Origin of the sequence: Myroides albus, assembly GCF_009711045.1 — a bacterium.
GTDB lineage: Bacteria > Bacteroidota > Bacteroidia > Flavobacteriales > Flavobacteriaceae > Flavobacterium > Flavobacterium album_A.
In genome coordinates, this window is record NZ_WMJX01000028.1 from 1 (window position 1) to 19,547 (window position 19,547).

13 protein-coding genes are annotated in these 19,547 nt (G+C 34.1%); 9 read left to right on the top strand and 4 right to left on the bottom strand.

What is annotated here, in order from left to right; translation table 11 throughout:
- Positions 1 to 63: 63 nt before the first annotated feature.
- Both GJV76_RS11500 and GJV76_RS11505 read right to left on the bottom strand, forming a co-directional pair.
- Positions 64 to 1,755, bottom strand: coding sequence for an acyl-CoA synthetase (locus tag GJV76_RS11500; protein WP_155092767.1), 1,692 nt, complete (start codon positions 1,753 to 1,755; stop codon positions 64 to 66).
- A gap of 283 nt (positions 1,756 to 2,038) precedes the next feature.
- Positions 2,039 to 3,010: an aminodeoxychorismate synthase component I gene (locus tag GJV76_RS11505; protein ID WP_155092768.1), complete on the bottom strand. Its 972-nt coding sequence runs from the start codon at positions 3,008 to 3,010 to the stop codon at positions 2,039 to 2,041.
- Between the two features lie 39 nt (positions 3,011 to 3,049).
- On the opposite strand from GJV76_RS11505, the gene GJV76_RS11510 reads away from it, so the two are divergent.
- The 9 genes from GJV76_RS11510 to GJV76_RS11550 all read left to right on the top strand — a co-directional run bounded on the left by GJV76_RS11510 (position 3,050) and on the right by GJV76_RS11550 (position 14,790).
- Positions 3,050 to 3,631 (top strand): anthranilate synthase component II, encoded by a 582-nt coding sequence (locus tag GJV76_RS11510; protein ID WP_155092769.1) that lies wholly within the window; start codon positions 3,050 to 3,052, stop codon positions 3,629 to 3,631.
- 341 nt (positions 3,632 to 3,972) lie between these two features.
- A complete protein-coding gene (gene mdtD / locus GJV76_RS11515; RefSeq protein WP_155092770.1) occupies positions 3,973 to 5,406 on the top strand; it encodes a multidrug transporter subunit MdtD in 1,434 nt (477 codons plus the stop codon).
- A gap of 991 nt (positions 5,407 to 6,397) precedes the next feature.
- Positions 6,398 to 7,291 (top strand): hypothetical protein, encoded by an 894-nt coding sequence (locus GJV76_RS11520; RefSeq protein WP_155092771.1) that lies wholly within the window; start codon positions 6,398 to 6,400, stop codon positions 7,289 to 7,291.
- A 335-nt stretch (positions 7,292 to 7,626) separates the two neighbouring features.
- Positions 7,627 to 8,283 (top strand): succinate dehydrogenase cytochrome b subunit, encoded by a 657-nt coding sequence (locus GJV76_RS11525; protein ID WP_155092772.1) that lies wholly within the window; start codon positions 7,627 to 7,629, stop codon positions 8,281 to 8,283.
- Between the two features lie 9 nt (positions 8,284 to 8,292).
- A complete protein-coding gene (locus GJV76_RS11530) occupies positions 8,293 to 10,212 on the top strand; it encodes a fumarate reductase/succinate dehydrogenase flavoprotein subunit (protein WP_155092773.1) in 1,920 nt (639 codons plus the stop codon).
- Between the two features lie 12 nt (positions 10,213 to 10,224).
- A complete protein-coding gene (locus tag GJV76_RS11535; RefSeq protein ID WP_155092774.1) occupies positions 10,225 to 10,980 on the top strand; it encodes a succinate dehydrogenase/fumarate reductase iron-sulfur subunit in 756 nt (251 codons plus the stop codon).
- A gap of 3 nt (positions 10,981 to 10,983) precedes the next feature.
- Complete coding sequence (locus GJV76_RS11540; RefSeq protein WP_155092775.1) at positions 10,984 to 12,168, top strand: porin; 1,185 nt, start codon at positions 10,984 to 10,986, stop codon at positions 12,166 to 12,168.
- 188 nt (positions 12,169 to 12,356) lie between these two features.
- On the top strand, positions 12,357 to 13,661 hold the full coding sequence (locus tag GJV76_RS11545) for a cryptochrome/photolyase family protein (RefSeq protein ID WP_155092776.1): 1,305 nt from the start codon (positions 12,357 to 12,359) through the stop codon (positions 13,659 to 13,661).
- A gap of 73 nt (positions 13,662 to 13,734) precedes the next feature.
- Positions 13,735 to 14,790 carry a linear amide C-N hydrolase gene (locus GJV76_RS11550; RefSeq protein WP_155092777.1) on the top strand — a complete coding sequence of 352 codons (1,056 nt, stop codon included), beginning with the start codon at positions 13,735 to 13,737 and terminating at the stop codon, positions 14,788 to 14,790.
- Between the two features lie 281 nt (positions 14,791 to 15,071).
- On the opposite strand, the gene GJV76_RS11555 is transcribed toward GJV76_RS11550, so the two are convergent.
- Together GJV76_RS11555 and GJV76_RS11560 are read right to left on the bottom strand one after the other, a co-directional pair.
- A complete protein-coding gene (locus tag GJV76_RS11555) occupies positions 15,072 to 16,646 on the bottom strand; it encodes a zinc-binding metallopeptidase family protein (RefSeq protein WP_155092778.1) in 1,575 nt (524 codons plus the stop codon).
- 218 nt (positions 16,647 to 16,864) lie between these two features.
- On the bottom strand, positions 16,865 to 19,465 hold the full coding sequence (locus tag GJV76_RS11560; RefSeq protein WP_155092779.1) for an SEL1-like repeat protein: 2,601 nt from the start codon (positions 19,463 to 19,465) through the stop codon (positions 16,865 to 16,867).
- Between the last annotated feature and the right edge of the window lie 82 nt (positions 19,466 to 19,547).

Genomic DNA, 19,547 nt, shown 5'->3' on the forward strand with positions numbered 1-19,547 from the left:
ACAAAAGAGGGTGACCTTTTGGGACACCCTCTTTTTTTTTATGGGGAGAAACTATTCAGTTCTTTATTTAGTATAATCAAATTCAAGTGGAACCTCTTGTTTTTTAGCGATGCGCTCAGCTTGTAGCGCTCTAAGTTCAACCCTTTTTATCTTACCGCTAATCGTCTTTGGTAATTCCGTTACAAATTCAATTTTTCTCGGCATTTTATAAGGTGCTAAGTGTTCTCTACAATAAGCAAAGATCTCTTTAGCTAATTCAGCAGATGCCTTTGTGTGGTCATTGAGAATAACGAATGCTTTGACCTCAAATCCCTTGACTGCATGTGGACTTCCCACTACTGCTGATTCGACAATTAAATCGTGTTCAAGCAATACACTTTCTACCTCAAAAGGACCTATTCTATAATCAGACGCTTTGATAACATCGTCATCTCTACCAATGAACCAAATATACCCATCTTCATCTTTATATGCTTTATCTCCAGTAAAATATACACCGTTTCTAAATACCTGTGCTTGTTTTTCTTTATCGTATAGGTATTCTTTAAATATGCCATTAAGTTGATCAGTACCTGTTTTGACACATATATTTCCTTCTTCATTAATTGGAACTTCTTTTCCGTTGTCATCAGCGATGATGATATCATATAAGAATGTAGGTTTACCCATTGAACCATATTTTACTTTAGCAGTAGGGTAATTGGCAACCATACAAGTACTTTCGGTTTGTCCAAAGCCATCCCTGACAAGTAGTCCCGTACCCTCTTTCCATTCCTCAATTATTTCAGGATTCAGCGGTTCGCCCGCTGCGACACACTGTCTTAAGCTAAAATTGTACTTCTTTAAATCTTCTTGGATGAAAAAACGTAGAACAGTTGGTGGGGCACACAATGTAGTTACTTTGTGTTTCTCAATTAATTCAAGTGTGGTTGCTGCACTAAATCGCTCTTTGGTATGGAAAGCAAAAATAGTAGCACCTACATTCCAGGGAGCGAATAAACTACTCCATGCAAATTTTGCCCATCCTGGTTGAGAGATATTATAGTGAATGTCATCTTTGGTAATTCCAATCCACGCTGTAGTTGTTAAGTGACCAAGGGGTTGACTCAATTGTGTATGACAAACAATCTTAGGCATACCTGTAGTACCTGAAGTAAAGAACATAAATAAAACATCATCTGGTTTCGTATGTGCACTTTCTGCTTCGGTTGACTGCTCATCTAATACCGCAAGAGGATACCAACCCTCTCGTTGGCCGTCAACAATAATTTTAACAGGAATATGAATACCAGCTAATTTTTCTGCCGCATCAATTTTCTCGACATTGTCTTGATCTGCTAAAATAACTTTAGGAGTAATTTTCTCAAAGCGATAGGCTAAGTCTTTTACGCCTAAAATACTTGCTGCTGGTGAAAGCTTATATCCCGCTTTAATCGTTGCCAAATGAGTTACCCAGTTAATGCGCTGTAACATCATCTGTGTCAGAATCACATCTCCCTGTTGGATGCCTTTGGAACGCAAAAAATTAATTAACTGATTATAGCGATTACACAGTGTCAAGAAGGTATAGTGATGTGTTACTTTTCCATCTGTCCAAAGTAATGCTGTTTTATCTGGTGTTTCTTTGACGTGTATATCTTCAAAAATCTCCTTCACCCAATTAAAGTGTTCAGGTTTGTCGATTTTAAGATCGTGTAAGGCACGATAGTCCTGATCGATGAGTAACTCACCGATTTTCTTATACAATTCTCTCATTTTTTAGTTTTTTGGTTGTAGAAATATACATAAAAGATTGAATAACTGAAAAATATGAGCTGTAAATTTAATAGTGAATAACAAATAAAGATTGACAAAATCTCAATGAAATACAGAGAAAAGTATTAGATTGGTAATATAATGACTTTTGCTATCCCTCATTTTATTTTTTCATTTGTAAAAAGCATAAACTGTTGTAAAATATATAATATGCAATTTTCTTTAGCTATCTAAGTCAGTGATAGGGAAAGTTATAGAATAAATTTGGGTTGCCTTGTGACGTTTAAGAAACGGGGATATATATTTTTTGTAGTAATTCTTCATACTCTTTTCTCGGATCACTTGCGTAAGTTATCCCACCTCCACTTTTGTAGTAAAAGTTATCACCTTGTTTTTCTATAAAGCGAATTAAAACTCCACTGTCTAGATTCTCTCCATCATATATACCTGCAATGCCAGTGTAGAAATTTCTATTATAACTTTCTGCTTGATTGATAATTTCAATTGTCTTTTCTTTTGGCGATCCCGTAATCGATCCCGCAGGTAAAATTTTTTGAAATAAATCTCCAATGTGTTGATGCCAATTCTCATTTAAATCGCCACTAATTTGTGAACTCATTTGCAGAATGGAACCTTTAGAGGTATGAATTTTATCTAAGTATTTGAATCGATCTACTTTTACGCGTTTAGCAACTATGTTTAGATCATTGCGAATTAAGTCAACAATCGTATAGTGCTCAGCATTTTCTTTGGCATCGTTTAACAGTATTTCTTTGGCATGAAGGAGATTGGCATCAATTGTCCCTTTCATTGGAAAAGAATAGATTCTATTGTCTTTTATTTTGACAAATATTTCAGGTGAAAAACAAGTGAATTTCCCTTTGACTAAAAGTTTGTACTTGGCTGAAACAGAATGAAATATTTCCTCTAATGAACAGTTTAGCTCTATCGGTGTTTGAATTGTAAGGTTTAACAAATAAGAATTACCCTTTTGGATATTGTCTTTTACTATTTCGAATTGGGTTAAATACTCTTGATAAGAAATAGGGTAGGCGCTGAGTTCAGGCTTTATTTTTACAGGACAAGAAGTGGTATTAGTGATATGGTTAAAGTCGTATTGCACTTGATTCTTGTCTATTTCTGCTAAAGGGGAGATAAAGCTATTTTGTTCCTCAAAGTCGATGATAAAGAGAAAGGGAATTCTTTGACTTCCCAATTCGTTCATTTTAGCTATAGTTGTATCTTTGAGATTCATTTCAACGTTTTAATTCGCTTTCAAAATTACGAATACTTTATGAGCCAGAAGAAACAAATTATCATTATTGATAATCACGATTCCTTTACCTATAACTTGTACCAATTATTTGACGAGCACCCAGACTGTGATGTTACTGTTGTTCAAAATGACCAGATTAATCTTGACGCTATTTCATCTTTTGATCAGATTGTCTTTTCTCCAGGACCTGATATTCCACAAAAAAGCCCTATCATGTATCAAGTTTTAGAGAAGTATAAAGAGACCAAACCTATTTTGGGTATTTGTTTGGGACATCAAGCCATAGGAGATTACTTTGGTGCGACTTTATTTAATTTGCCAGATGTCTTACACGGTCAACAACGATCACTGTGTATTCTGGATTCTGGCGAATTGTTATTTAGAGGGGTGGCTAATAATTCCACCGTAGGTTTATACCACTCTTGGGCATTAGCTGCTGAAAGTATTCCACCCGAGCTTATTGTTACAGCAGTAAGTACTGATGGAATAATTATGGGGATAAGACATCAGGAGTACAATATCAGGGGGATTCAATTTCATCCGGAGTCTTTTATGACAGAACAAGGGGCAATGATGATAAAAAATTGGATTGAACAGTAAGAATTATGACTGTTGAGTAAAATGGATTGAAAAATTGAAATAACAGAAATAAATTCATGGTTTATGTAGTTTACGTTGATTAAAATGTTGTTTAATCTATTAAATCGTGAAAATGAGTTAAAAGTAAATTGGATTATATGTCGTATCTTTGTCCTGTTTCTGAGAAGTATTAGAAGTTTAACAACTAATAATAATCGCAAGAAACGAATGAAAAAGGAAGTAGTAGAAATAAAAATGTTCTCAAGAGCTCAAACATTGTTTATTTTTATTAGAATGTTTTACTACATATGATTTTAATATAGATCTGTATTAGCTAATCATATAAAAATTGCTGTGAATTTATGAAAGCGGGTGTAATCAAAGATCCAAAAATCCAAAAATATTTACCATGGTTAGGCGCATTAGCAATCTTTATGCAGGCTTTAGATGCGACTATTTTAAATACAGGTTTACCTTCTATTGCGAAAAGCTTGGGAGAGTCGCCTTTACAGATGCAGAGTGTGATTGTATCCTATACTTTAACTGTTGCATTACTTATTCCTCTCAGCGGTTGGTTAGCAGACCGTTTTGGTACAAAAAAGATTTTTATTTTAGCAGTAACTTTGTTTACGTTAGGTTCTCTTTTTTGTTCAGTTTCCCGAAACTTAGATGAGTTGATATTATCGAGGATTTTCCAAGCCATTGGAGGGTCAATGATGGTGCCAGTAGCTCGTTTAACGTTGATTTACGCTTATCCAAAAGATAAATTGCTAAAGGTGATTAACTTTATTACTATTCCAGCTCTTATCGGTCCGATGTTGGGGCCTACAGTTGGTGGTTTCTTGGTAGAGAAACTCTCTTGGCATTGGATATTTTTAATCAATTTACCAGTTGGTATTATAGCTGTATTGTTTGCAAGGACAATTGTACCAGATTTTACAAATGAAGTTAAGCGTTTTGATTTATGGGGATGGTTGCTATTGAGTGGAGGGTTAACCATGATTACAATTGTGATTGAACGTTGGGATTCTCCGAGTATATCAGTATTCAATCTAATAGCATTTGGCTTATTGGCGATATTGTGTATTGTAGGTTATGTTTATTATGCGAAACGCACGCCCTTTCCTTTAATCAAACTTAGCTTATTTAAGATAGATACTCTAAAAATAGGATTAATAGGCAACTTGGTTACTCGTCTTGGCATAGGAGGAATGCCTTTAATGATTCCTCTTTTATTACAAGTAGGGTATGGTTATTCTGCTTTTTATGCGGGGTTAATGATGATCCCACAAGCTTTATCTAATTTGATTTCGAGAAATTTTGTTGTGCCGATTGTTAAGAAATACGGTTATAGAAAAACATTGATTTCCAATACTATTTTGACAGGGTTATTGATCTCGATGTTCTTTTTTATTGATAGAAATACGCCTTATTGGGTTGTGATTTTATTAATGATAGGCAACGGGGCATTTAATGCTGTACAATTTACTTCAATGAATACAATCTCACTTGCTGATTTAGATAATGAGACTTCAAGTGAAGGAAATAGCCTCTTGTCCGTAACACAACAACTGGCAATCAGTCTTGGAATCTCAGTTTCTGCAATGTTCTTGTTGATTTTCAAAAAGAGTTTTGTAGGAGACACAGGAGATAGTATTGATGTTTTTCGCTATACGTTCTTGGTAATGGGATTGCTAACCGTAATCTCCAGTTATGTCTTTACCAAATTAGATAGCAATTCTGGAGCAAGCATGGCTGGAAATAGAGTGTATAGCAATAAGGATGAAGCAAAGTAAAGGTAAATGAGTTTCAGCGTGATAAATGAGTGATATGAGAATTAGGCAATTGAAAGTAGAAGATGCTTGTGTGGTAGGAGATTTATTACAGCAAATGGAATATCTTGATACATAAGGATTTTCTCTTAAGTGCATAAGGGTTTTGCTCGCTAATGAGGAAGATGGATTATTAATAGTAGAAAGTGTGATAGGATAGAACTACATAGTCATAACAGAAGGACACACAAACATCGCTTCTATTTCAGACAAGGGTGTGAGGAAGCACCTAAGTAGCTGATCAAATATTTAAAATAGAACCTCAGTCTTAGAGGACTAAGACAAAAGATATATAGAATGAAGCAGTGGTAGACTTTGGTTTACTACTGTTTTTTTTTGTTTTTATTAGTTTTAAGATCATTTTTAAGCTTTCTTTTTTAGCACGAAAATATCTTTTACCATTTATCTGTGTTCTTTTATTCTTTATGATGAGAGAATAATGAGACTTTGCAGGAGTTTTTGGTAAAAATCTTCTATTAGACTAAAGACAGTTATATCTAAAGATACTATGAAGTATAAGGATGTCAAGCTCCACAAAAGCTATAGATGAGGTGAATTCGAATCAAGGTATTAGTTTATAGTTTTTCCATACTTACTAGACAATCTATTAAAAGCTTTGTAGCGATATACAAGGGCATTGCTTGCGGTTTTCTTGCACCTTTCTTCGAGAAAAGCACGCTCTGGGCAAGAAAACCCCAAGAAAGGTGCAAGAAAACCCGAAGGAAGTGCAAGAAAACCCCTCACATAAAGTATGTTAATCTGTTTTTTAAAATTCGTCAACTTGATTATTAATTTTAGTGTTTTCATCACTAAATAAGATAGTGCTCGTCTTGTAGAGGGAATAAATGCATATCAATTGGTAAGCGTAGAGCTACAATATTTTTTGTTTTATTATATTTAATTTGCGTTAAATAGGTTATCTATTGTGTATATTTAGATTAATAATTTGAAAAAAATGAAAAGAAGATCGCTTTTTAGACGTTATTGCTTTTTGATACTGGGATTATTTATGGTTATAGGTCTCTCTGGTTGTAAAGCATTTCGCTCTAACAATTATCAAAATGAGAAACTTGAATTACCACAATATTTTAATCGCGTTTATATTGACAAAAGCAAAAAATGCAAAACCAAGCTAAGCGGTACAGACGAATGTTGGTATGTAATCGTGAATAAAGAACTTGATTCTATGCGTTTGCACGTATTTTTATTTTGGGAAAGAGATCCTAATTATTTAATAGGGAAGTTAACAGGAAGGCATGCGCGGTTGACTAATGAAAAGGGAGAGTATTTAGACTTAACTTTTGCAAGCGACAGTACAATAAGGCTTAAAGGATATTATAATAACCAAGCTGTAAATAAAAAACTTGGAAGAGGTTTAGGAAGTAGCGAAATAGAGGTTAAATCTTTTACTAACGAATATGCAAAGACTGTCTTGGTGAGTAATGAAAACGAAGATTCTTATGTATTTACTCAGAAAGTATATAGGTTCAAGAGATTATTTGTAGAGCTAAAAAATGCAGCAGTAACCAAAAGACTAAATGAGCAGATAAATCATATTTTACTGCAAAAATTTGACGTAACAACTTTTGATGAATTTGCTCAAAAGTACAACAAGCAATATACGGCATCGGGTGATATTGTTCAATTCTTGGATCGAGATTTAAAAGAAGAAATTAGATGTGAATTAGTTTCTTTTGAAGGTGATGTGTTGATTATTAGTGTAGAAACAGGAGAGTTTGATGCAAACGGTAACTGTTTGAATAATTTAAAGATGAAATACAAGTTTGATGTAACAACTGGGGACTATGAAGAATGTGATTCTATTTTGATTGAGGTATCTAATCAATAGGATAAAAACGACTATAAAACCTCAATAAGCAATTGTAGATAAAAGCATACAGTTTTAAAAAGGTACACGTTTTTATTTATAATAGTTCTATAATATCGGAATCTTAAAAAACTAAGTTGAAATATTTATTTATGTTAAGGAAAAGCAATAATTTTAAGTTTGATGACTGAATAAGGTCTTGAGTTTTTATTTGAAATGTTAAAATACGAATGCTGTTAGGCAAAAGACATTTATTGTGATAATTGTCATTTTAACGGTACTATTTGAATCTTATTTTTACATAATCAAGATAGATTAGCTCAATAAATATTTAATTATTTTAAACATTTACAAAAATGAACACACTCTCACGCAAGATTGTAATGGCAGCGACAGGGTTATTTTTGTGTTTATTCCTATTAATACACTGTTTAGGGAATACACAATTATTTCTGGAACCAGAACAAGCAAAATTAAGTTTTAATGCTTATTCGCATTTTATGACAACTAATCCTATTGTAAAGATTATATCCTATGTTCTTTACTTGTCTATTATCGGGCACGTTGTTTATGCATTAATCATCACTTTGAAAAACAGAAAAGCAGGTGGTTTGTATAAACGTGATAATAGAGGAAGAGCGAGCAAATGGTATAGTAGAAATATGGGATTATTAGGGACTATAGTTTTAGTTTTTTTAGTTACACACTTTGCTAATTTTTGGTATATCTATCGTTTTGGAGAGTTTACGGCTGTGGATGCTAATGGAAATAAGGATTTATTCTTGTTAGTACAAGAGACTTTTACTAATCTGTGGATTGTAATACTTTATGTAGTAGCGATGATTGCATTGTGTTATCATTTGATTCACGGTATCAATAGTGGGGTTCGCTCATTAGGATTATTTCATCCAAAGTTTGTTCGTTGGATTAACGTAATTGGAATTATTTATTCTGTAGTATTATGTGTAGGCTTTGCTTTAATGCCTTTATATATGTATTTCACCCAAAATTAAGATGTTGTAATGAAATTAGATGCAAAAATACCTCAAGGACCATTAGAAGATAAATGGTCTAACTATAAAAAAACTGCTCGCTTGGTGAATCCAGCGAATAGAAAGAAATTAGATATCATAGTAATTGGTACTGGATTAGCAGGAAGTTCTGTAGCGGCATCTCTTGGAGAGATGGGTTATAATGTAAAGTCATTTTGCTTTCAAGATACTCCACGTAGAGCGCACTCTGTTGCTGCTCAAGGAGGGGTGAATGCTGCTAAAAATTATAAGAATGACGGAGATAGTATCTACCGTATGTTTGTAGATACGCTTAAAGGAGGGGATTTCCGAGCACGTGAAGCGAATGTTTACCGTTTAGCTGAGTGTTCTGTAAACTTGATAGATCAAGCAGTAGCTCAAGGTGTGCCATTTGGCCGTGAGTACGGTGGGTATTTGAATAACCGATCTTTTGGAGGAGTTCAAGTTAGTAGAACGTTTTATGCAAGAGGACAAACAGGACAACAATTGCTTTTAGGAACATATCAAGCATTGATGCGTCAAGTAGATAAGAAGACAGTTCAGCTGTATTCTTCTCACGAAATGTTAGATTTGGTTACTATTGATGGTAAGGCAAGAGGAGTTATTGTTAGAAATTTAGAGACAGGTGAGATAGAAAGACATGCAGCACATGCTGTTGTATTGGCAACCGGAGGATTTGGTAAAATTTACTATTTGTCTACATTGGCAATGGGATGTAATGGTTCTGCAATTTGGAGAGCGCATAAAAAAGGAGCATTCTTTGCCTCACCAAGTTGGACTCAAATACACCCAACTTCACTACCTCAATCTGGCGGGTATCAATCTAAACTGACCTTGATGTCAGAATCATTGAGAAATGATGGACGTATTTGGGTTCCCAAAAAAGCGGATGAAACAAGAGTTGCGAATGATATACCAGAAGATGAAAGGGATTACTACTTAGAACGCCGTTATCCTGCTTTTGGAAACTTAGCTCCGAGAGATATTTCATCTCGTGCAGCCAAAGAGAGAATAGATGCAGGGCATGGAGTAGGAGCATTAAAGAATGCTGTTTATTTGGATTTTTCTAAGGCAATTCGCGAGCAAGGACAAGCAAAAATTGCTGAGAAATATGGAAACTTATTTACCATGTATGAAAAGATTACTGGTATTAATGCCTATAAAGAGCCGATGATGATTTCGCCTGCAGCTCACTTCTCTATGGGAGGATTGTGGGTAGATTATGAATTAATGACAACTGTTCCAGGGTTGTTTGCTTTAGGGGAGGCTAATTTTGCGGATCACGGAGCAAATCGCTTAGGAGCAAATTCATTGTTACAAGCATCTGTAGACGGTTATTTCATTGCTCCATATACAATTGCAAACTATTTAGCAGATCAGATTAGAGTAGGAGCTATTTCAACGGATCATCCTGAGTTTGAAAAAACGGAAAAAGAGGTAAGAGAGAAGTTAGATAACCTATTGAATATCAAAGGAACAAAAACAGTCGATTATTTCCATAAGAAATTAGGAAAGCTATTATATGACTATTGTGGGTTAGCAAGAACAAAAGAGGGATTAGAATACGCTATTGTAGAAATCAAGAAGTTAAGAGAAGAATTTTACAAAGATGTTCGCATTCCTGGTGAATCTAAGACAATGAACTCCGAGTTAGAAAAAGCAGGTCGTGTAGCAGACTATTTGGAAATAGGTGTATTAATGTGTTACGATGCTTTAACTCGAGAGGAGTCATGTGGAGCTCACTTTAGAGAAGAATACCAAACGGAAGATGGAGAAGCAAAACGAAATGATGAACAGTATCAATTTATTTCTGCTTGGGAATGGCCTGGCGGTTTAGATCAGGAGCCAATCTTGAATAAAGAAGAGTTAGTATTTGAATTTGTTAAACCAACTATCCGTAGTTATAAATAATATATATAGTCTATGAAATTACATTTAAAAATATGGAGACAAAAAGACCGTAAATCTGAAGGTAAGCTTGTAGATTATACGCTCGATAATGTCAATACTCACATGTCTTTTTTAGAGATGTTAGATACTTTGAACGAGGAGTTGATCTTAAAGAATGAAGAACCAGTAGAGTTTGATCACGATTGTCGTGAAGGGATTTGTGGTCAATGTGGTGTTGTGATTAATGGAAATGCGCATGGTCCTTTAAAGAATACAACTACTTGTCAATTGCATATGCGAGAGTTTAAAGATGGAGAAACGATTTTGATAGAGCCTTTTAGAGCTGCGGGATTCCCAGTAAAAAAGGATCTGAAAGTAGATCGTTCTGCATTTGATAGAATTATATCTTCTGGAGGATATGTGTCTGTGAATACAGGTCAAGCACCAGAAGCAAATACAATTCCCGTGTCACATGAAGTAGCAGAAGCGGCATTTGATTCTGCAGCCTGTTTAGGATGTGGAGCCTGTGTGGCTACTTGTAAAAATGGTAGTGCGGCATTGTTTACTGCTGCAAAAATTACACAATTAGCTATTTTACCACAGTCAAAAGAAGAACGAAAACAACGAGCACTGCGCATGATATGGCAAATGGATCAAGAGGGATTCGGTCACTGTTCAAATACTGAAGCGTGTGAAGTAGAATGTCCTCAGGGAATCTCAGTACTTAATATTGCACGTATGAACTATGAGTATAATCGAGCAAGCTTTTTGAAGTTTAAAAAGAAATAATCTATGAACAATTTGTTTAGATCAATTCAGAGAAAAGGGATTGCACTTGGGATTTTGTGTTGCAGTGTATCACTTTTTGCTCAAGAAAAAATAGTGACTGACACCATTCAAGTTTTTGAAGAAAAAATTATTCTAAATCCTGTAGAGACAACTTATCCTAAGTTTAAAGTTGGAGGTGTGTTTCAAGGTAGATATTTGAATAATTTTAAAAATGGTGTTGATATTGACGGTCTGCATCATAGTGATGGAGAAGGAACGAGTAATTCATTTGACTTAAAGAGGATGAGGGTTTCCTTAAATGCAACTGTCATGGAGAACCTTGAGGTAGTCGCATTGGTTAATTTAGCTGATTTTAAGCAAGATCCTAAACACAAAGTTTTGGAGAATGCTTATGCTAAATACACCTTTAGTCGCTACTTACAAGTTCAAATTGGGCAATTTAGACCTTTGTTTGGATTAGAAGAAACCTATCCAGCAGATGTTCTGAAATCGATTGACTATTCAAATTCATATTATTTGTATTCAAGTAATGGTTGGACGAGTTTCCAGGTAGGTGCTGCTTTAACTGGTAGTGTAGATTTAGGTAAAGTACCGATGAGTTATGGACTATCAGTGACCAATGGAAATGGAAGGAATAAAACCGATTCAGATAATGGAAAACACTATTCTTCAAGACTATTGTTCAGTTTAGATAAAGAACATGAATTGAATGTTGGAGTTAGTGGAGGAGTGGGAGAAGTTCAAAAAGAGACAATCTATGCCGTTGGTTTAGAAGTTAGTGCCAAGTTGCCAATAAATGATCGTTGGTGTTTTGATTTTCAAAGTGAGGCAAAACAAGGAACCAACCACAATTTGTATTATAGCACTGCACCAGAAATGCGCTTTGGGGAACTTAATGATTATGTCATGAAAAGTTTTTACATCTTGCCTAATATACGCTATGAAATCGGTAAGAAGCACTTCGAAGCAGTTGAATTTGCCTGTCGTTATGAATATTTAGATGAAAACTCAAAAGTAAACTCTAATGGTAGACAAACTTGGGTACCTATGCTTAGTTTGGAGTTTCTAAAAAATTATGCCGCAAGAATACAAGTTGGAATGCAAATAGATAATTTTAAACAGAGTGTAAAAGATAGCAAGGCATATAATTCAAATCTTGCTTTCATACAGTTCCAATGTAGATTTTAAGAGGTTTAAGTTGGACGAAAAGATTGAATAATTCATTATAAAGTTAAATAGGTCGTTTATATTACTGGGTATTAGTAGTGTGTATTTCAATAATTAAAACAGCTGAACAACTTATTAATAATTGTTTTTTATTAAATTTAAACTCATTATCCTTTCTGGGGTAATGAGTTTTTTTTATTGTTTGCATTATGGAAAGAAAAGAGAAGGTAGTTGTTTTTTGGTTTAGGAGAGATCTGCGAATAGAAGATAATGTAGGTTTGTATTTCGCTTTAAATTCAGGTTATCGCGTACTGCCGTTATTTATTTTTGACAAAAGTATTCTCGCTCGCTTTTCTCGTCGAGATGATGCTCGAGTGGATTATATTCATCAGGCGATTAACTCTCTAAATAACACTTTAAAAGATTATCATACTTCTGTCATGTGTTTGCATACAACAGCGAGTGAAGCTTATGATAAACTATTTGAACAATACGATATAGCGGCAATTTATTGTAATGAAGATTATGAACCAACGTCTATTGACAGAGATAATTTGATTGCAAAGAAGGCGTCATCTCGCAATATTTCCTTTTTTCAGTATAAAGATCACGTTATTTTTAAAGGAGGTGAAATATTGAAGAGTGATGGAACTCCCTATCAGATCTATACTCCTTATGCTAAAATGTGGAGAGTAAAATTAGATGATCGAGCGTTATTTGACTATACGACTATACTTTGTCAAGAGAGTTTTGTTTCCGTAGAAAATGACTTGCCTACTTTGGAAGAATTGGGGTTTGAAAGGTCAAGTTTAGATTATACTCACCCTATTTTAGATGAAGGGATTATCAGTAACTATGATAAGAATAGAGATTATCCAGCTATTGAGGGTACTACTCGCTTGGGCATAGCTTTGCGATTTGGAACGATTTCGATTAGAAAATGTGTGAATTTCGCTTTACATCACAATGAAGTTTGGCTAAAGGAGTTGATTTGGCGAGATTTTTTTAGTCAAATTATGTATTTGTTTCCACAGGTAGTTAACTCTTGTTTTAAAGATAAATACGAGCGAATTAATTGGAGAAATAACGAAGAAGAATTTGACTTATGGTGTAAAGGGCAAACTGGATATCCATTAGTTGATGCAGGGATGCGAGAGTTAAATGAAACGGGGTTTATGCATAACCGTGTAAGAATGGTAGTAGCGAGTTTTTTGACTAAGCACTTGTTGATAGATTGGAGGTGGGGAGAAGCTTATTTTGCACAGTATTTATTAGATTATGATTTAGCATCTAATAATGGAAATTGGCAGTGGGCTGCTGGATGTGGCTGTGATGCAGCTCCGTATTTTAGAATATTCAATCCACTGGAACAACAGAAAAAGTTTGATAAAACGGGAGTTTATATTCGAAAATGGGTGCAAGAATTTGATTCTTTAGACTATAAAAATCCTATAGTAGATAATAAAGAAGCAAGGATACGTGCGATTGAAACGTATAAAAAAGCTTTGATTTGATAAAAAAACAGGTGAAAATCGGTTATTGGTGTAATAATTGCTTATTTTTAAGAAACTAAAACTAGTATAGAATATGAAAACAATTCAACGCAAGATTGCCAAAGTATTATTAGTAGGAGCGATTGCCTTAATAGCTAATGACGCTTTAGCATGTACTCGAGTAATGTATAAAGGGCCAAACAATACGATATTAACAGCTCGTTCAATGGATTGGAAAGAGGAAATCATGCCTAATATTTGGGTATTTCCAAGAGGGATAGAAAGAGTAGGAGAGGTAGGAAAAGCCTCTGCGAAATGGACAGCAAAGTACGGAAGTGTGGTAACCTCAGCATTTGATTTAGCTACGACAGATGGGATGAATGAAAAAGGATTAGTAGCAAATATCCTATGGTTAGTTGAATCTCAATACCCAGAATATAACCCAAATGGTAAAGATAAAGGAATAAGCTTGGCAATGTGGGCACAGTATGCCTTAGATAACTATGCTACTGTTGCTGAAGCAGTAGTCGATTTACAAAAGAACCCATTGGTAGTAGTAACTGCAAATACACCGGGTCGTACTACATTAGCAACAGTTCACTTAACAGTATCTGATGCAACTGGAGATAACGCTGTGTTTGAGTATATTGATGGAAAGTTAAATGTATACCATGATCCTTCGTATACAGTGGTAACTAATTCACCAACTTTTGAAAAACAATTAGCTATTAATAATTATTTGAGCTTTTTGCCAGGAAATAAGAATTTGCCAGGAACAGGAAGATCAGAGGATCGCTTTGCCAGAGCGAAGTACTATGCAACAGCGGTAGAACAAAGTGATGATGAGAAATTGTCTGTAGGGGCTATTTTCAGTGTTATTCGCAATTGTTCGGTACCTTTTGGAGTACATATTGACGGTGAGCCAAATTTATCTTCAACAAGATGGAGAACAGTTTCTGATCAAAAGAATTTAGTTTATTACTATGAAGATCCTATTTCTTTATCACCTATGTGGTTAGATTTAAAAACACTTGATTTTAGTAAAGGACAGTCTGTTAAAAAATTGCAAGTAGCTAATGGTGAGCAATATTTTGGATTAGCAAATGCACAATTGAAAGATAGTAAGCCATTCCAGTTTTTGGGAATTTAAGGACAATATTGGTTGTAAAGGTTAACCTAAACTACGCATGAGCTAAATACTGAAATGCAATTCTACTTCATAGCTCCTTTATTAGTTCTTAAGCTATCCTATTGTATGCTTATATCGCTAATTTAGACCTATTTTGTAGCAGTACTTTTCGTATCTGTGGCTTTCGCGTATGTTGCGAATTACTTATCTTGATTTTAATCTTAGCCTATCTCGTATAGGAGATGGGAGAGTAATGAATATATTGTAAAAGAGACTATCTTTTTTGATAGTCTCTTTCTTTTTTACCACAATCCAAAAGATTGGGAATCATTTTGGCTAATCTCTTTAGCATTTACTTTGTCAAGTATATCGATGATTTTTTTAAATGTCATTGTCTGCTCATATATTAATTCTTTATCTAATTTATCGATATCTCCATTGGGCATTTCTTTGCATAAATAGTCTGGTGCAGGAACTAAAGATATGGTTGGAATACCTACTTGATACAATGGTTGGCCTTCTCCGAAATAGAATGTATTATGTGGGCGAAGAGTCATTGTTCGAACCTTGTTTCTTGCCTCAAGAGCTTTTAAATAAATTGCATCCATTGTTTTATTGGAAGTGTAAACTAATTCTAAATCAATAGGATTTGTTTTTGAATAAGCAGTGTGTTGATTGTTATCCTTCCATTCAGAACTTCCCAGATGCTCTATTGTCAAACCTGCAATAGCTTTTTTGTGACTATCTACTCCATCCCATAAGTAAGGGTGATCTTTGAGCCATTTTGACGTTGCTTGCCTGTGGTTTATACCAAACTGGGGTAGCTGAAAATGTCCAGTAGCGAATACAAAGATTAGCGTTCGATTTCGCTTTTCTTTTGGTAAAGCACTATAGTATTTGGCAAGCTCAATTAAGGCTATTGCTCCGTTTTCTTCTATAGCATTGGGGCCATCGGTATGTGTGTTTATTATAATTGCCTCTTGTGAGTTTTTTCCTTCTATTATTCCATACAAAGTAGAGGATTCACTATCAGGGGTAATATCAGCTTCTAAAACTAAGTTAATTGATTTATTTTGTTTGGCTAATTCTTTTAATCTTTCCCCTTGTTCTTGATTAACCCATAATGTAGGACAGTGAAACAAAGGAGTAGTGAAAGGCAAGTATTGGTTAAGTGCATTTTCACCAGAGAGGTTCTTCCAAACACAGATTATACCTAATACATCGTTATCATGAGCTTCTTGTAAATCAGGGCCATTCAAAACTGATGCAATAACTGTATTTTCTATTAGAGTAGGGAGATGAGTATCTGTTGGATATAAACTTCTTTTACGAAAGAGCATGGATCTTGGAACAGGAGGTATGCTTACTTCAAAAATGGCAATTTTACCCTTTGCATTTTTCAATTTAGATTTACTATTCCCTACGTATTCTAAGGGGGCAGTGATTCCTTTAGCCTCTGTTGAACCCGAATAGGGATAGTAAAATGAGGTAGGGATAATTTCTTTGTTATTGAGGGAATCTATAGTTTGTAATTGCCATTTTTTAGCTTCCCATTTAGTAAAGTTTATTTTATCTTCAAATACTTCAATATTACATTGGTCAAATTTAGTGCGAATATACTCAACGAAATGAGCATGAGCAGCATTACCTGTATAACGAGGACCTAAGTTGTTTAACTCTTCCAAATGCTTCCACAAAGAATCTCTATTAGGCAATACTTCTGAATATTTCTGTTCAAGTAAAGTATCAGCTTTAAAATCATAGTTATATACCTTTGTGTTTGACGAGCAATTGATTAAAATGTAATTGATGCCAATGATAAGTAAGATACTTAAAACTATTAATTTGAAAATTCGCTTCCCTTTTTTCTTAGTCATATCACGTTAATTTTAGCGAAAAATGTTGTTGCTGTGAAAGATATAAAAATAATGATTAATACTGAGTTTAAGTGAATTATTGGGTTGTGAACATAAAATAAAAGATAATTAATTCTCTTTTGGCAGTATTTTATCCGTATTTATAAAGAAGCTTTTTTAAACGAGTTTATTTATTAGATACTAAAAGGGATGAACAATCTGCTCATCCCCTTTGTATTTTACTTTTTAAACCATTTTCCAAGAAGTTTGCTAAGATAGTTTTTGTCTTGGTATTCTTCGGGCAGTTCCATCTTGTTTTCTTTTAAAAGATTGAGGTAGTAAGCTAACTTTTCTTGATCGATAGCATCGCCTTCATGGGCATATATATGTATCAGGTCATAAATGGCATTCGTACAATTATTTTGAATAGCTTTCTCCAAGAGAGGGATTGCTTTTCTTACATCTTTTGTTACTCCATAACCATAGCAATGCATTCTACCTAATAGGAGTGATCCCAGTCGATCCTCTTGCTTGATGTCTTTTTTAATGTGTCTCAGAGCATTATTGTACTCGCCTAAAAGGTAGTAACAATCGGCTATATAGTCCTCAATATAGTTGTCGTTGTTCTTGATTCTTTTAAAGTAATATAGGGCTTTATTGAAATCATTCTCAATGTTGCCCTGTCCAAAATAGTAGATAATAGCAGCATTATATTTAGCTGTTTCATTACCTAATTCTGCTCCTTTCTCATAGTATTCTAAAGCTTTTTTAATGTCTATTTCAGTTCCTAAACCATATTCGTACATATATCCAATATTGGTAATAGAGTAAGGATTGTTGTGTTGTTCTGCTATGTGAAATAACTTTAGAGCCTTGTTGTAATCGAGGTAATCAGGCTCAGTTAAGTATGTGTATCCTAAGTCTTGGAGTAGGTCGCTGTGATTTAATTCTTCTGCAAAAAACAAGAGTTGATCATATAAAGCGATTTCCTCTTTTTCAAGAAACTTTTCTCTGATCCAATTTATTTTAAAGTGTGAGATAGGTTGGTAATCAGCAATAGTGATACTTGATTTTACACGTTGAAAATAGTTGTTGAATAGGGCGTATTCTTGGTCCGTGTCATACGTTAGAATGCTGTATAAAAGTAACATGACACTATTGGAGATGGAGTGGTATTGATTGTTTTTATAACTATATACCGTGTCATCTTTGTAGATAATAATAACTTCTTGTTCTTCAAATATTTTGTGAAGAGTAATAAAATTACAATCGTAAACGAAAGTGTCAACTTGTTGATCGAAATCAATTAGAGCCCATTTTTCATTTAACTTGACAGTAGCTTTGTTGTTGTTTAGTACTTTAATGTAATCAAAGTTCTCATAAGGCACAACCCACCTTTGGCTTTGACTATCGTAAATTCCCTTTTTCTTACCATGAGAAAAGTAGAGTTGGTGTTGTTGTAAATTGATGTCATAAAAAGTGTACTGTTCAACTTTACACCTAAAAGGTTCAAGTGTGTATTGTTTTGACTTTAAGTTAAAGATACCTTTCTCTGCCCCTTTATTAACAAGGATGTTTTGGTCAGTTAATTGAGAAACACTAACTAAGTCATCTAAGATCACATTTGCACTGTAATCAATAAGTGTTTTCTTTTTTGGATAGTTTAAGGATGGTATTAACAGGGTATCTTTGACGTAACTTTCTTCAACGTCAGCGTAGTTAAATTCTCCTAAGTAATTAAAGGTAGGGCTATAAAAGCTATACTTTTCTCCTTTCTGTGAGCAAAAATGACTGTAGTGGTATTCAAATAATGAGGAACTTGTAAAGTTAGTACACTGTTTGCCTTTTTCATCGAAAATAGCATATTTACTTCCATTAAACACATTGTAGTAAGTTGCATTTATTAACTCAATGTCTTTGTGTTGCGATGGTATAATGTAGCTTTGAGTTTCTATATTGATTAGTCCCCAATGTTCATTTGTACAGACAGGAGCTAAATACTCCTCTATGTGAGTATCTTGATTGTCTTGATCAAAAATATAGTTAATGTGAGGAGATCTAACATCATCAAATTTTGCTGGTATGATTATGTTTCCTTTTTTATCAATAAAACCATATAAGTTGTTTTCTTGATAAATAGTAATCTTAGCGCCTTCTTCAAAGTCGTTTATATATTCATAAATAGGAGGGGTGATGATCTCTCCTTTATAATTTTTTAGGCCAAATAATCCATTGTCTTCAAAGACAAAACAATCAAGATCGAGTTGACTTTGGTCTTTTTCAAGCCAATCCCAACCGTAGTTTGCATAATCGTTATTGATGTGTTCTACTAAAGAAGCACCAGTTCCAAAGTGATAAGTGTAAGCAGCTGTGTTTTCAATATATTCTTTGCCATAAGCGTAATTAAAAGTAGTTACAAACTCATGGATAAGTTCATCAATGCTTAAACTTAGTTCTTCGGACTGCTTTTTGTGACTGCCAACTTGCATATTATAAACATCTGAAGCATCTAACAGTATGTAGTCATAAGGTAGATTCTCAAAGTAGTGCAATTGCTTTTCATACGCAGTTTGATATTCTTCTAATTTGGAAGGATATACAATGTGTTCTTCTACGAGCCATTGGTGAAACTCTTTAAATAGAGGAAGTGCTTTCTTAATATTAAAATATAAGTCTTTATTCTTGCGGATACCGAAGTTTTTTAATTCCTCTTTAGTTATGGGATTACTAAATAGAGGAAAAAAGAAAATGGGAATTACATAGTTCCATTCTCCTATTAGTTGAGTGTCGTAAAAATCTTTGTCTAAAGATACGTTGTAAACATATAAGCGATGTGCCATTGAGTGCTCTTATTTAAAAAGCTAAAGTACATAAAACGGAGATAAATGTTCTCCATGAAAAAAGCGATATTTCGTAAGAAAT